At 37.3% G+C, this 15,621-nt stretch carries 15 protein-coding genes; all 15 read left to right on the top strand.

Annotated elements, in window-relative coordinates; translation table 11 throughout:
- The first annotated feature begins 13 nt into the window (after nucleotides 1-13).
- The 15 genes from HNQ80_RS19815 (at nucleotide 14) to ppdK (ending at nucleotide 15,595) form a co-directional block, all read left to right on the top strand.
- Nucleotides 14-1,012 (top strand): PhoH family protein, encoded by a 999-nt coding sequence (locus tag HNQ80_RS19815; RefSeq protein ID WP_207727115.1) that lies wholly within the window; start codon nucleotides 14-16, stop codon nucleotides 1,010-1,012.
- Nucleotides 1,013-1,048: 36 nt separating this feature from the next.
- Entirely contained in the window at nucleotides 1,049-3,148 is a 2,100-nt protein-coding gene (locus HNQ80_RS19810) for an HD family phosphohydrolase (protein WP_330602975.1), read from the top strand.
- Nucleotides 3,149-3,604, top strand: coding sequence for an rRNA maturation RNase YbeY (ybeY, locus tag HNQ80_RS19805; protein ID WP_184312426.1), 456 nt, complete (start codon nucleotides 3,149-3,151; stop codon nucleotides 3,602-3,604).
- An 11-nt stretch (nucleotides 3,605-3,615) separates the two neighbouring features.
- Nucleotides 3,616-4,314 carry a diacylglycerol kinase gene (locus HNQ80_RS19800; protein ID WP_184312425.1) on the top strand — a complete coding sequence of 233 codons (699 nt, stop codon included), beginning with the start codon at nucleotides 3,616-3,618 and terminating at the stop codon, nucleotides 4,312-4,314.
- A 66-nt stretch (nucleotides 4,315-4,380) separates the two neighbouring features.
- Nucleotides 4,381-5,646 carry a hemolysin family protein gene (locus HNQ80_RS19795; RefSeq protein WP_243183432.1) on the top strand — a complete coding sequence of 422 codons (1,266 nt, stop codon included), beginning with the start codon at nucleotides 4,381-4,383 and terminating at the stop codon, nucleotides 5,644-5,646.
- Between the two features lie 37 nt (nucleotides 5,647-5,683).
- A complete protein-coding gene (locus tag HNQ80_RS19790; RefSeq protein ID WP_184312424.1) occupies nucleotides 5,684-6,751 on the top strand; it encodes a DUF3048 domain-containing protein in 1,068 nt (355 codons plus the stop codon).
- A gap of 20 nt (nucleotides 6,752-6,771) precedes the next feature.
- Nucleotides 6,772-7,170 carry a cytidine deaminase gene (locus HNQ80_RS19785; protein ID WP_184312423.1) on the top strand — a complete coding sequence of 133 codons (399 nt, stop codon included), beginning with the start codon at nucleotides 6,772-6,774 and terminating at the stop codon, nucleotides 7,168-7,170.
- Between the two features lie 17 nt (nucleotides 7,171-7,187).
- Nucleotides 7,188-8,078 carry a GTPase Era gene (gene era / locus HNQ80_RS19780; protein WP_184312422.1) on the top strand — a complete coding sequence of 297 codons (891 nt, stop codon included), beginning with the start codon at nucleotides 7,188-7,190 and terminating at the stop codon, nucleotides 8,076-8,078.
- A gap of 94 nt (nucleotides 8,079-8,172) precedes the next feature.
- Entirely contained in the window at nucleotides 8,173-8,316 is a 144-nt protein-coding gene (locus tag HNQ80_RS19775) for a hypothetical protein (RefSeq protein ID WP_184312421.1), read from the top strand.
- Nucleotides 8,317-8,320: 4 nt separating this feature from the next.
- On the top strand, nucleotides 8,321-9,079 hold the full coding sequence (gene recO, locus HNQ80_RS19770; protein WP_184312420.1) for a DNA repair protein RecO: 759 nt from the start codon (nucleotides 8,321-8,323) through the stop codon (nucleotides 9,077-9,079).
- A gap of 15 nt (nucleotides 9,080-9,094) precedes the next feature.
- Nucleotides 9,095-9,592 (top strand): DUF4342 domain-containing protein, encoded by a 498-nt coding sequence (locus HNQ80_RS19765; protein ID WP_184312419.1) that lies wholly within the window; start codon nucleotides 9,095-9,097, stop codon nucleotides 9,590-9,592.
- A 276-nt stretch (nucleotides 9,593-9,868) separates the two neighbouring features.
- Nucleotides 9,869-11,260, top strand: coding sequence for a glycine--tRNA ligase (locus HNQ80_RS19760; protein WP_184312418.1), 1,392 nt, complete (start codon nucleotides 9,869-9,871; stop codon nucleotides 11,258-11,260).
- A 191-nt stretch (nucleotides 11,261-11,451) separates the two neighbouring features.
- Entirely contained in the window at nucleotides 11,452-12,093 is a 642-nt protein-coding gene (locus tag HNQ80_RS19755) for a helix-turn-helix transcriptional regulator (RefSeq protein WP_184312417.1), read from the top strand.
- Between the two features lie 20 nt (nucleotides 12,094-12,113).
- Nucleotides 12,114-12,935 (top strand): pyruvate, water dikinase regulatory protein, encoded by an 822-nt coding sequence (locus HNQ80_RS19750; RefSeq protein WP_184312416.1) that lies wholly within the window; start codon nucleotides 12,114-12,116, stop codon nucleotides 12,933-12,935.
- A 29-nt stretch (nucleotides 12,936-12,964) separates the two neighbouring features.
- Nucleotides 12,965-15,595, top strand: coding sequence for a pyruvate, phosphate dikinase (gene ppdK / locus HNQ80_RS19745; protein ID WP_184312415.1), 2,631 nt, complete (start codon nucleotides 12,965-12,967; stop codon nucleotides 15,593-15,595).
- The last annotated feature ends 26 nt before the right edge of the window (nucleotides 15,596-15,621 follow it).

Raw genomic sequence — 15,621 nt, 5'->3', positions numbered from 1 at the left:
ATATTTGGAACAACTGACTGCAGAAAGAAGAATAAGCATCGATGAATTTGATTATATAAAAGAGTTATTTGGCAATTTTGATGAAAATGTAAAAGTCATTGAAAATAAGCTAAATGTTGATATTGTTTCAAGACAAGGTGAAATTATAATCATTGGTTCCAAGGGTAGCGTTGAAAAAGCACATCATTTGATATTGAAGCTTATGGGTATTTTAAATAGCGGAGAAAGAATTGACGTGCAGAAAATAAATTATTTCATTCAATTACTTGAGGATGGTCAGGAAGAACAAATCAAAGAACTTCTAGATAACGTCATTTGTATTTCAGCAAAGGGAAAACAAATCAAGCCTAAAACATTAGGGCAAAAACGATATACGCAAGCCATAGGCAATAATGATATCGTATTTGGCATTGGCCCTGCTGGTACGGGCAAAACATATCTTGCCATGGCAATGGCTGTAAATGCATTTAAGAATAAAGAAATAAGTAAGATTATTTTGACGCGTCCTGCTGTAGAGGCTGGGGAGAGTCTTGGATTTTTACCTGGAGATTTACAAGAAAAGGTAGATCCGTATCTAAGACCCCTTTATGATGCTTTATATGATATACTAGGAGGAGAGACATTTCTAAAATATAAAGAAAGAGGTATGATTGAGGTAGCACCTTTGGCTTATATGAGAGGTAGAACCTTAGATGACTCCTTTATTATTTTGGATGAAGCACAGAATACTACCAAGGAACAGATGAAGATGTTTCTAACAAGACTAGGGTTTGGATCGAAAGCCATTGTAACAGGAGATATCACTCAGATCGACCTTCCTAAGGGAAAGGAATCTGGATTGAAACAGGCTGTAGAGATTTTGAAAGACGTAGAAGGGATAGAATTTGTATTTCTGAATGAACATGATGTGGTAAGACATGCCCTTGTACAGAGAATCATTAAGGCCTATGATAGGTATGAGAAAGCAAAGGAAACGAATTTAGCAGGAATAACAGTCAAGGAAAAAAAATAATCAAAAGAAAAGATGCTTCTTTGGGGGGGATAAAAAGTGGCTATTCTAGCGGATATTCGGGATAAGGTTGCCAGAAATCCTATATTTCGGTTTCTTGTAAAAATTTTTTCAAGTAAAATCGTATTATTCAGCATGTTCTTTTGTGTAGTGTTTTTTAGTACTATCACAACCTTTTCACCAGAAAAATATGAGCTTGATGTGGGACAGAAATCGCCCGTTGATTTTAAAGCACCAAGAGACCTCGAAGATCGAATTGCCACAGAACGATTAACAAAGAAAGCCATTGAATCTGTAGAACCAAGGGAAAGGATAGATCCAACCATACAAATTGATATTAAAAAAAGAATCGAAAGATTCTTTGGCAATTTATATGAAATTAGAGAAAGTCAGGAACTAGCCCACGAGGAAAAGTTAAACCAACTGAAAGAAATTAATGAGTTGAATCTAGATGATGAAGAAATGATGTTAGTACTGAATGCATCGGATAAGGAACTTAAAAGTGCAGAAAGCTATATTTATGAAATTGTACTTCAGGTAATGTCTACAGGTATCAAAGCAGAAGAATTGGAAAAAGAAAGAGGCAATATCACAAATTATTTCATGGGTCTAAAAGAATTCTCTGAAGACATGAGATTACTTGGTATCAATATTGTTAATTCGTCCATTCGTCCTAATCGATTTTTAGATATCGAAACCACCCAGCAAAAACGTGACGAAGCAGCAAAGGGTGTGGAAAAGGTAATTGTTAGAAGAGGAAGCATGATCATTGGCGCTGGTGATGTTATTACTGAAGATAAGCTACAACTTTTGAAGGACGCGGGATTAGTAAAGGAAGATGGGAAAAAAGATGTATCCCTCTATCTAGGGGTAGGATTATTTGTAGCGACCATTGAAATTTTACTAGTGGCATATATCTATGTATTTAATCGAAATTTACTGGAATCAACTTCAAAGCTATATCTCCTATTATTGATCTTTTTGTCAATATATCTAATTTCCAAGACATTGTATGGTATTTCCTCCTATATGGTACCCGTGGCAACGGCTGCTATGCTGCTGAGCATATTGATAGAGGCTAGATTGGCCATTGTTGTAAATCTAGCTATGGCGATATTCATCACGGTGATGACGGGGAATAATATTGATTTCATGATTAGCGCTTTGGTGGGAGGTACAGTAGGTGCCTTTTGTATGACGCATAGCCATCAGCGAACCAATATATTTCTTTCTGGGTTAGCTGTCAGTTTATGCAATGCCATTATTATCTTGGGTATGGGATTCATTGATAAAGCTGAGTTATCCACGCTGGCTATGGAGAGTTTGATTGGTGTGTTGAATGGCATATTCTGCGCCATTCTTACAATCGGTTCTCTGCCCCTATGGGAATCTGCCTTTGGCATATTAACACCCTTTAAGCTTCTGGAATTATCGAACCCAAATCACCCTGTGCTGAAGAAATTACTTCTTGAGGCACCAGGCACATATCATCATAGCGTCATTGTGGGAAATCTAAGCGAGGCAGCTGCTGATGCTATTGGCGCCAATGGATTATTTGCCAGGGTTAGTGCATATTATCATGACATTGGTAAACTGAAAAGACCGTATTTCTTTAAAGAAAACCAGCTAACCAATGAAAATCCTCATGAAAAGCTTTCTGCCAGTTTAAGCACATTGATCATTACGAGCCATGTAAAGGATGGAGTAGAGATTGCTCGGAGTTATAAAATACCGCGGGAGATCATCGATATCATTGAAGAGCACCATGGCACAACCTTGGTGAAATACTTTTATCATAAAGCTCTTAATAATGATGATAATGAAATAGAAATAGAGGAGTCTAGTTATCGATATGATGGAATCAAGCCACAAACAAAAGAGGCGGCTATCGTTATGCTGGCAGATTCCGTAGAAGCTGCCGTCAGAAGTATGTCTGAGCATAGTAGTGAAAAAATAAAGAATCTGATTCATAAAATTATAGAGGATAAATTAAAGGATCAGCAGTTGGATGAATGCGATTTAACCCTAAAGGATATTGAGAAAATAGCCAATGCTTTTAGCACGGTATTAATGGGTATATTTCATGAACGAATAGAGTATCCCGATTTGAATCCAAAACCTGTGGAGGCGACGAAATAGATGGAAGTAGCAATAGACAATAGACAAAGCAAGGTTGTATATGGAGGGGAACTGGAAAAACTAATTGTGAATGCCATAGAGATGTCTTTGAAGATAGAGAGAATGACAGATGATGTAGAGGTCAGCGTTTCTCTTGTGGATAATCAGGAGATTCATCAACTTAATCAAGAGTATAGAAATATTGATAGACCGACAGATGTTCTTTCTTTTCCATTGTATGATTCGTTTGAAAATATGACGCCACCCTTCTGCTTAGGGGATATTGTGATTTCCCTCGAAAAGGCTCTTGAACAGTCCAAAGAATACAATCACTCCTTTGATCGAGAAGTGGCATTTCTAACAGTTCATAGCATGTTTCATTTGATGGGGTATGATCATGATACAGAAGAAAATACCAAGCAGATGAGACAAAAAGAGGAAGAAGTTCTCCAAGCTTTGGGTATACTAAGAGAATAAGCGAGGTTTTTATGCGAGTTAGAAAGTTAATCGATAGCTTTAATTACGCCATTGATGGAATTATTTATACCCTAAAGACCCAAAGAAACATGCGTATCCACATTACCGCTGCAATTGGAGTTTTGCTTCTTAGCTTATTTTTTAGATTGTCAAAATTAGAAATTTTAATTTTGTTTTTTACCATTTCCCTCGTAATCATTACAGAGATGTTAAATACGTCTATTGAAGCAACCATTGATTTGATTACAGATCAATATCATGAACTTGCCAAGATTGCAAAAAATGTGGCGGCTGGTGCGGTTTTGATAGCATCATTCAATGCCATTCTGGTGGCTTATATCATTTTTTTTGATAAATTAAATCTTGTGACAGAGATTGTATTGAATAAAGTAAGACAAACGCCTATTCATGTAACCTTTATTAGTTTAATCATTGTTGTACTCATCGTCATTAGTCTTAAGGCTTATTATGGAAAAGGTACCCCTTTGAGGGGAGGTATGCCCAGCGGACATACAGCTATTGCTTTTTCTCTGGTCACAGCTGTTGCGTTTATATCTGAAAATACTCTCATCATTACCCTTAGTTTGCTGCTGGCTATCTTGATCGCTCAAAGCAGAATCGAAGCAGGGTTTCACGACTTGGTGCAGGTGGTAATGGGGGCTATATTAGGAATATGTATTACATTGCTAATTTTTCAAACAATATATTAAAGGGGGAGTAAATTATTTTACTGCCCTTTTATAAACTGTGCTAAACTAGCATTAGGAGGAAGTATTTTGTTCAACTATAACGACTCGATGAAATTGGCTATATTATTTATATTACTAACACTGTCTGCTTTGTTTTCCAGTGCCGAAACGGCAATAACATCTCTAAATATCATTAAAATCAGGCAGATTGAGGGAAAAAGTGCTGATAAGATGGCTATATTAGAGCGATTGTTTCGCAATTCTCCTAAAATTATTTCTACCATTCTTATCGGGAATAATATTGTCAATATTGGAGCCACCGCAATTGCCACGGAATTAACCTATAAATTTTTTCAAGGTAAGAATGTGACTGCGTTGGTTACGGTGGTCATGACTTTAGCAATTTTGATTTTTGGAGAAATAACGCCTAAAACTTTTTCTGCCAATAATCCAGAAAAGGTGGCATTACGATTAGGTAGACCTGTTGAGCTTTTATCTTATGTGTTGTATCCAGTACTAAAAATTCTGAATGTGCTTACTAACTTTATCATTAGACTCTTGGGGGGGAAAATCACAGAGGTAAAAAGCTTAGTATCTGAAGAAGAAATCATGACCCTGGTAGATGTTGGAGAAGAGGCGGGGATTATTGAGAGTCAAGAAAGAAAAATGATTAATAGTATTTTCGAAATTGGTGATATAGAAGCATCTGAGGTAATGATCCCTAGAATTGATATGATATACTTAGATGAGGAGGCCACGCTGGAAGAAGCGTTAAATATTGCCATAGATTATGGGTATTCTCGGATTCCAGTGATAAAGGATACAGTCGACAATGTAACTGGTATTCTATATGCCAAGGATTTACTGGCTTCCCTTCGAAAACACGATGAGCAGAGTCCGATTATTGATATAAGAACCTTCATTCGACCTGCATATTATGTTCCTGAAAGTAAAAAGGTAAACGAATTGCTGAAGGAGATGCAAAAAGAAAAGGTTCATATAGCCATTGTGCTGGACGAATATGGAGGAACCTTGGGACTGGTTACGATAGAGGATATATTAGAAGAGATTGTAGGAGACATTCTTGACGAATATGATGCAGAGATTGATCTAATTGAACATTTGAGTGAAAACACCCTCATTGTCAATGCAAAGGCATCCATTGAAGAAATCAATGAAATTCTAGATGTGGAGCTACCAGAAGATGAGTATGATTCTATTGGTGGATTTGTATTTAATGCCCTTGGCAGGATTCCTGTGAAGGATGATACTATAGAACTTGATAATATTACCATTAAAGTTTTGAGTGTTCATAATCGAAGAATTAAACAGTTAGAGATTGTAAAGAAATAATTATAATGATCTTTGAGGCAGAAAGGACGAGGGGGACATGAATAGGAATAAGGTGCTTACGCTTATCATGAGTTTAATTTTGGTGTTTACAGTTCTGTCAGGCTGTGGGAAACCAGCGCCAGCTTCTTCAGATGTGGAAATTGTTGAATCACCCGATGAAGAAAATGGTTCAGATGAAGTAAAAGGAGAATCGGAAGAACAATCCAATCCATTAGGTGTGCCTTCGCCGCTTAGTGGAATTTATACGGATAAAGAAAATATTTCGAGGAGACCTATTGCGGTTATGTTGGATAATCAAAGCAAGGCCAGACCACAAGCTGGATTGGATCAGGCAGAGATTATTTATGAAGCCTTGGCAGAGGGCGGAATCACTCGATATATGGCGATTTTTCTTATGAATGCGCCCGAGTCTATCGGACCAGTGAGGAGTGCCAGACCTTATTTTATTGATAAGGCGTTAGAGTATGATGCTCTATATGTTCACGTTGGAGGGAGTCCCCAGGCATTTGTTGACATTAAAGAGCTTAAAGTTGCAGATATAGATGCCATGTCGCGGGATGGAAGTATTTTTTGGAGAAAGAACCATAAAAAAGCGCCGCATAATATGTACACAAGTACCAATGCCCTTCGGAAAGCAGCTCAAAACAGCAACTATAAGGCAGAAGGTGATTTTTCATCGATTCATTTCAATGGAGAAGATGCAGATATCAGCGGTAGTTTAGTATCCTATGTGGAGATTCCCTATTTCAAGGATTATCATCCTAGTTTTCAATATAATGAAGAAGATAGAAAGTATTATAGATCTATCAATGGAGCACCCCATCTAGATGAGATCTCAAAAATACATCTACATGCAAAAAATATTATCATTCAAAAATGTGACACAGAGGCTATTGATAGTGTAGGTAGGCTGGAAATGAAAGTTACAGGAACGGGAACGGGTTATTTTCTAACCAATGGAAAGATGATGGAAATTACTTGGGAGAAGAAGTCTAGAAAGGCGAGAACTAAGTATTTTGATGGAAATGGAAAAGAAATTCGTTTAAATCCAGGGGTTACTTGGATAGAATTAATACCAATGAAATTAGAAAGTATTTTTCAATAGGAAAATAGGGGGTATGCTCTTTGAATGAAAAAGAATTGCTGCAAAAAGCCATAGAAGCAAAGGAGAAAGCCTATGTACCGTATTCAAAATTTCCTGTTGGTGCAGCACTTTTGACGAAAAGTGGCAAGGTTTTTACGGGTTGCAATATTGAATGCGCGTCTTTCGGAGGAACCAATTGTGCAGAGAGAACAGCGCTTTTTAAGGCGATCTCAGAAGGAGAAAAAGAAATTGAAGCCATTGCTGTGGTGAGTGATAATGAAGATTATACCTTTCCCTGTGGTATCTGTAGACAGGTAATTTTGGAGTTCGGTAGAGAAATAAAAATAATATTGGGAAACAAAAAAGGACAAATACAAGTATTTACCATTGAAGATCTATTGCCAAAATCATTTTCAGGAGTAGATTTAGAAAAGAAATAAAGAAAGAAGGCTTGCAAATGAAGTTCAAATCAGGATATGTTACAATAATCGGAAGACCCAATGTGGGCAAATCCACATTAATGAATCAGATCATCGGGGAAAAAATCGCAATCATGTCTGACAAACCCCAAACTACTCGTAACAAAATTCAGTCCATTTATACAAGAGAAAATTATCAAATCATCTTCTTAGATACACCTGGACTCCATAAGCCAAAAAACAAATTGGGGGAGTTTATGGTCAAATCAGCACAACAGACATTAAACGAAGTAGATGTGATTTTGTTTGTGATTGATGAAACAGCTGATATGGGCCCAGGAGATACCTATATCCTTGAAATGCTGAAAACTATAAAAACTCCAGTAATTTTAGTGATCAATAAAATTGACAAAATTGCTCCAGAAGCTTTTGAGAAGATGTATCATCTTTTTGATGAAAAGGGAATCTTTAAAGACATTATAGGGATTTCAGCCTTACAGGATAAAAACATTCAGAAGCTGATCGAAAAAGTTGTAAGTTTTCTTCCAGAGGGACCACAATACTTTCCTGGAGATATGATTACGGATCAGCCAGAAAGGGTTATTGTCAGCGAAATCATTCGAGAAAAGCTTCTCCACTACCTGCAGGATGAAATACCCCATGGCGTAGCTGTGGAGGTTGCGTTTATGAAAAAGAGAGAGAACCAAGATATTGTTGACATTAACGCTACCATCTATTGTGAACGAAAATCCCACAAAGGAATCATTATTGGAAAAGGTGGTCGCAAATTAAAAGGGGTAGGTAAAAGTGCCCGAGAGGATATTGAAAGGTTATTGGGATCAAAAGTTTTTTTAGAGCTTTGGGTAAAGATAAAAGAGGACTGGAGAGAGCAAGAAAGCACTCTATCCAATCTAGGCTATAAACTCTAAATAGATCTTATTACAAAATTTACATCGTATATTGTTATCCTATTGGTGAAAAAAATAGTGTATAGTACATTATTTTAAGGAAGGGGATCATAGGGTGATGGAAAATATACTTTGGAATCTATTTATGAATACGGGAGATATTCGTTATTATTTGCAATACAAAGGCATTGAGGATTCTATGGATGAAGAATGCGTAGAGCAGGGTCATTATGAAATGAAAGAAGTTATTTTGAGGTGATGAAATGCTTTGCAAGACCGATGGCGTGGTCTTAAAACAGACAAAATTCGGCGAAGGGGATTTGATACTTACCTTGTTCACGAAAAAAATGGGCAAGGTTCAAGCCGTTGCAAAAGGGGTAAGAAGGTCGAGGGGAAAATTTACTGGAAGTACACAACTTTTTGCTTATGGTGAATTTGTTCTGTTTAAGGGAAGAGACTTGTACCAGGTTTCTCAAGTAGATCTTAAAGAATCCTTTTATCAGCTTAGAGAAGATATCACAAAATTGACTTATGGTGCATATATTTTAGAATTAACGGAAAGTATTATTACAGAAGGGCAAACAAATAATCGGCTTTTTCATTCGTTACTAAGTTGTTTATCTGTTTTAGCAAAGATGGAAAAAGCTTATGAAACTGTTGTAAAAGCCTATGAACTAAAATTACTTTCCTACTCTGGATATAAACCTGAATTAGACAGATGTGTTTATTGTGGCAAAGCAGGCGAAAGTGTGATTAAATTTAGTTCAAAAGAGGGAGGCACCATTTGCAGAAGCTGTTTTGGTCAGGATATTTATGCCATGAGAATTTCGTCAACAACGATCAATGTCATGAAATATTTAATGAACACTGATTTGGAGCAGATCGCCCGCTTGAGAGTAAAGTCAGATATTATGGAAGAATTGAACAAAATTTTGAAGCATTATATTTCTACTCATCTAGAGAAAAGTAAATTTAAAAGCTTACAGTTTTTAGATACGATGAAAGAAATTCATAATACATAGAAAGGTGGTTTTTTTATGGAAATTAATTTAGAGAAAATTGATATGATCCGTGAGCGGACTGGGGTGTCTTATAAAGATGCTAAAGATGCCTTGGAGGCTACGGATGGCAACGTGGTAGATGCCATTATACATATCGAAGAAAAGCAAAACCTGAAATGGACAGATAATCTTTCAGGTGTTGGGAATGAAGTATTAGATAAGTTAAAAGAAATCGTTAAAAAGGGGAACGTCACAAAAATCCTGTTGAAAAGAGATGGAGAAATCATTATGAATATCCCAGTAACAGCAGGGGCCATCGGTGCTATTCTTTCACCACCTATCGCTATGGCAGGTGTGTTGACTGCCCTAGTAACCAAATGTAAAATTGAGATAGTGAAAACAAATGGAGAAATTGTAGACATTAATGAAATGGCAGAGGACACACTCAATAACGTAAAGAGCAAGATGGAAGGCATGATGCCAAAAACTAATACTGGAGAAAACTGCGATACGAATTCCGATGAGGAATTATAAGAATCTACCTTTACAGACGCTTCTAATTATGGTAAAATCATAAAAAAAATATGAATCGCTATGACAGAGAAGAGTAGTCAATCCAAACGATGATAGAGAGTCGGTGTTGCTGGAAATCCGATACGGTTGCTTGGCGAAGGGAGCTCTTGAGCGAATAATCAAAAGTGGATACATATGTATCAACTAGGGTGGAACCGCGGGAGCAAAAGTCTTTCGTCCCTTGATTTGGGATGAAGGGCTTTTATTTATTTTCTTAATATTTAAGGAGGTATGAAGATGGCTACAGAAAAAACGATGGAAAAAATTGTGGCATTGGCCAAGTCGAGAGGATTTGTGTTTCCAGGATCAGAGATCTATGGTGGACTTGCAAATACATGGGATTATGGTCCATTAGGTGTTGAGTTAAAGAATAATGTGAAAAGAGCTTGGTGGAAGAAATTTATCCAGGAATCACCCTATAATGTAGGTCTTGATTCTGCTATATTAATGAATCCTCAAACATGGGTGGCATCAGGACACGTTGGGGGATTTAACGATCCTCTATTAGATTGTAAAAAGTGTAAATCTCGATTTAGAGCAGATAAGCTTATTGAAGATTATTTAACGAACCTGGGAGAAGATGCCGCTGGAATTGATGGATGGGGCAATGAGAAGATGCAAGAATTTATCAAGGATAAGAATATCAAATGTCCAGAATGTGGCGCTCTAGACTATACAGGAATCAGACAGTTTAACCTCATGTTTAAGACCTTTCAAGGGGTAACGGAGGATTCGAAAGCCGAAATATTTTTAAGACCTGAGACAGCTCAAGGTATATTTGTAAACTTTAAAAACGTTTTAAGGACCTCAAGGAAAAAAGTGCCTTTCGGTATTGGTCAAATTGGAAAATCTTTTAGAAATGAGATCACTCCTGGTAATTTTACATTTAGGACCCGTGAGTTTGAGCAAATGGAGTTAGAATTCTTCTGTAAGCCTGGTGAAGATCTAGAATGGTTTGATTATTGGAAGAATTTCTGTAAGAATTGGCTTCTCAACCTTAATATGAATCCAGAAAATATTCGGTTGAGAGATCATGAGAAAGAAGAGCTATCCCACTATAGCAATGCCACGACAGACTTTGAATATAAGTTTCCATTTGGTTGGGGAGAACTATGGGGTATTGCCGATCGTACAGATTTCGATTTAAAGCAGCATAGTGAGCATTCAGGGGTGGATATGACGTATCAAGATCCTGTTACCAATGAAAAGTATACGCCATATTGCATCGAACCATCTCTAGGTGCCGACAGGGTTACTTTAGCATTTTTAATCGATGCCTATGAAGAAGAAACCTTGGAGGATGGCAGTGATCGTGTCGTATTGAAGTTTCATCCAGCCTTGGCACCTTTTAAGGCAGCGATTTTCCCATTAACAAAAAAGCTTAGTGAAGGAGCTACTGAACTGTTTCAGCAGTTATCTAAGAAATTTATGGTTGATTATGATGAGGCAGGCAGTATTGGCAAGCGGTATAGAAGACATGATGAGATTGGAACACCATTCTGCATCACTTATGATTTTGATTCCGTAGAGGATCATTCCGTTACAGTGCGAGATCGCGACAAAATGACCCAGGAAAGAGTGAAAATTAGTGATCTAGAGAAGTACATTGAAGAAAGAATGATGTTCTAGTAAGAAAACATAATAGATTAAAAGTCATTACAGAAAATAGATATAGTAAGGGTACTTACTATATCTATTTTTAAATTGCTAGAAAAAATAAAAAATCTATATTAATTTGTGTGGAAATTTGCTAAAATAAAATATATAATATAGCATAAAGGGAAATAGTATATCACATTTATTGAATTTTTATTATAGGGGTGATTGTCATAGAGCTCTCAGAAAGACAACTGAAGATTATTGAAATCGTAAAGGAAAATGAACCGATTACCAGTGAACAGATTGCGCAATTTTTAAAGGTTACAAGGGCTACACTTAGACCTGATTTAGCAATTCTAACCATGTCAGGTATGTTAGATGCGAGACCTAAGGTAGGTTACCTTTATTCGGGAAACAACACTGTTAGTATTATTTCAGAGCATGTGAAGAGAACGAAAGTTAGTGAGATTAAATCCATGCCTGTGGTGGTAGATGAGCAAACAACCTTGTATGATGCCCTCGTATCACTGTTTTTAGAAGATGTAGGATCTATTTATGTTCTTTCCCATGGATATCTAGCAGGGGTTATTTCAAGGAAAGATTTTCTAAAAAATATAATGGGTGGTACCGATATTCATAAGATGCCGGTAGGACTTATTATGACTAGAATGCCCAATATCGTGACGACATATCCTCACGAAACAGCCTTGGAAGCTGCAATCAAAATCATTGAACACGAGGTAGATAGCCTTCCTGTAGTAGAAAAATTTGAGGAAAAAGGCAAGGAGTATTTTAAAGTCGTTGGGAAGGTATCAAAGACCAATATTACCAGACTGTTTGTGGAATTAGGCAGACAAAAATAGATTGGAGGCATATAAAAAATATGAATACTAAACTTGTGGTATATGTTATTTCAGATTCTATTGGTGAAACCGCTGAGCAGGTAATTAAGGCAGCTATCAGCCAATTTGATTGCGGAGATTGTGAAATCAGAAGATTTCCTTACATATCAGAAGAAGAACAGATACGAGAAATTATCAATGAAGCAACTCATGAGAAAAATTGTATGATCATATTTACCATGGTGATTCCAAGGTTAAGAAAGCTTTTAACTGAAAGTGCCCAATATCATCAAATTCAAGCAGTGGATATTATGACACCAATCATAAGTTCCCTCCAGCAAATTCTAAAGGCTGAGCCCAAAAGCGAACCTGGACTGATACGAAAATTGGATGAAAAGTATTTTAAGAAGGTTGAGGCTATAGAGTTTGCAGTAAAATATGATGATGGCAAAGATCCAAGAGGACTTAAAAAAGCAGATATTGTATTGATTGGTATTTCAAGAACGTCTAAGACACCATTAAGCATGTATTTAGCCCATAAGAATATCAAGGTAGCTAATGTACCTTTGGTACCAGAGGTACCTGTACCAGATGAAATATTTGAGGTACCACCTAAAAAGATAATTGGACTAACTACAGATCCTATCAAGCTTAATGAAATTCGTCAGGAGAGGTTAAGAGCCTTAGGATTAAGCAATGAAGCGAATTATGCCAGCATGGAGAGAATTCTAGAAGAACTTGATTATGCTGAGGGACTTATGAAAAAGCTAGGATGTCCAATTATTGATGTATCTACAAAGGCTGTTGAAGAAAGTGCAAATATTATCATGGATATCATGAAACAAAATTTGAGTTTTAGATAGTAGAATAAGCTGTTAGAGGAGATGTGGAAATGGAAAAAAGGTTTATTTATGCATTTGAAGATGGAAATAAAGATATGAAGTCACTATTAGGAGGAAAAGGGGCAAATCTTGCTGAAATGACAAAGATAGGATTGCCTGTTCCTCCAGGGTTTACGGTAAGCACGGAAGCTTGCAATGCATATTATAAGAATGATAAGAAAATAGATGATGAGATAATAAACGAATTATTTGATCATTTAGAAATGTTAGAAAATAAGATCGGTAAGAAATTCGGGTCTAATGAGCATCCTTTATTGGTATCTGTACGATCTGGTTCTGTGTTTTCAATGCCTGGAATGATGGATACAATCCTAAACCTTGGCTTGAATGATGAAACAGTGGTTGCTTTATCAATTGCAACAGGCAATGAAAGATTCGCTTATGATAGTTATCGTCGATTTATCCAAATGTTCAGCGATGTAGTTTTAAATATCCCTAAATACAAGTTTGAGCACATTCTGGATAAGGAAAAAGATATGCACCATCTCGTGATGGATACAGAACTGACTGTTCAAAACCTTAAAAATATTATCCAAGACTATAAGGAACTGGTTAAAAAAGAATGGCGAAAGGATTTTCCACAGGAGCCTAAAGAACAGCTTCTGATGGCGGTTAAAGCTGTTTTTGATTCTTGGAATAACCCAAGAGCTATGGTTTATAGAGAATTGCACGAGATCCCTCATCATTTGGGCACAGCAGTAAACATTCAATCCATGGTATTTGGAAATATGGGGAATACTTCGGGTACAGGGGTAGCATTTACACGGAATCCTTCTACAGGCGAAAATAAGCTATTCGGAGAGTTTTTAATGAATGCCCAGGGAGAGGACGTGGTTGCTGGTATTCGTACACCACAATCCATTGCTCATCTGAAAAATGTTATGCCAGAAGCTTATGATCAATTTGTTTCCGTGGCGAATCTGTTAGAAAATCACTATAAAGATATGCAGGATATTGAGTTCACCATCGAAAATAGCAAGCTATATTTGCTTCAGACAAGAAATGGGAAACGAACTGCTACTGCTGCAATCAACATTGCGGTGGAAATGGTGGAAGAAGGAATTATAGATCGCAATACCGCTTTAATGAGGATAGAACCGATGCAGTTAGATCAGCTCTTGCATCCAACTTTTGAAGAAAAAGCTCTGAATGAAGTTGAAAAAATCGCCCAGGGATTGCCTGCTTCACCAGGTGCAGCTACTGGAAGAGTATATTTTAATGCCCATGATGTGGTAAAAGCAGTTGGTGAGGGTGAAAAGGCGATTTTGGTCAGACAAGAAACCTCACCAGAGGATATTGAGGGCATGGTCGCATGTGAAGGTATTCTAACCGCCCGAGGAGGCATGACCTCCCATGCTGCCGTTGTAGCTAGAGGGATGGGAAAATGTTGTGTTGCTGGCTGTGGAGAGATAAAAGTAGATGAAACAAGCAAAATGTTCAAAGTAGATGGGGCTGTGTATAAGGAAGGAGACTTTATCTCCTTAGATGGTAACACAGGAAATGTATATAAAGGAAGCATACCTACAAAAGAGCCAGAACTATCAGGAAATTTTGGAAAACTCATGGAATGGGCAGACCAAGTAAGAACATTGAAAATCAGAACCAATGCAGATACACCAAGAGATGCTGTCACAGCAGTGAAATTCGGAGCTGAAGGAATCGGGTTATGTAGAACGGAGCATATGTTTTTTGAGGAGGAAAGAATTCCAGCAGTACGGCAGATGATCGTAGCAAAAAATCAAGAAGAGCGAATGGTCGCATTGGATAAATTGCTTCCATATCAAAAAGAAGATTTCGTAGGTATTTTTACAGCTATGGGTGAGCGACCTGTTACGGTGAGACTTCTAGATCCTCCACTTCATGAGTTCTTACCTCATAGCGATGAAGATATACGAATGCTTGCTGAACAAATCCATATGGACATGAAAACACTGAAAGAAACGGTGGAGGAACTAAAAGAGTTTAATCCTATGCTAGGGCATAGAGGGTGTAGATTGGCCATCACTTATCCCGAGATTTATGAGATGCAAGTCAAAGCGATTATCATGGCAGCTATCGAGGTAAAGAAAGAGAAAAATATAGATGTCGAGCCTGAAATCATGGTTCCTTTGATAGGACATGAAAAGGAACTAGGAATCATTAAGGAGCTAATTGTAGCGACAGCAAATAAAATCATTGAGGCCAGTGATGTGCAGATAACATATATGATTGGTACAATGATCGAAGTGCCAAGGGCTGCGCTAACTGCCGATGAAATAGCGGTCCATGCAGAGTTTTTCTCCTTTGGTACCAATGATTTAACTCAAATGACTTACGCGTTTTCAAGGGATGATTCAGGAAAGTTCATTGGAGAATATAGAAAGAAGGAAATATTCGAAAAAGATCCATTCCAACGATTAGATCAGGTGGGTGTAGGAAAACTAATGAAGATCGCCCTTGAGCTGGGAAAAGCAGCTAGACCTGATATAAAATTGGGGATCTGCGGGGAACATGGGGGAGATCCAGACTCTATTGATTTTTGTCATCGTATTGGATTACATTATGTTTCCTGTTCGCCTTACCGCGTACCAATTGCCAGATTAGCAGCTGCCAGGGCAGCTGTTATCAAAATAGACCAATAAAAATAGAGTTTATAAATTATAAATTC

It is taken from the genome of Anaerosolibacter carboniphilus, assembly GCF_014205875.1.
GTDB classification, from domain to species: domain Bacteria; phylum Bacillota; class Clostridia; order Peptostreptococcales; family Thermotaleaceae; genus Anaerosolibacter; species Anaerosolibacter carboniphilus.
This window is presented reverse-complemented; position numbering and strand designations above follow the sequence as displayed.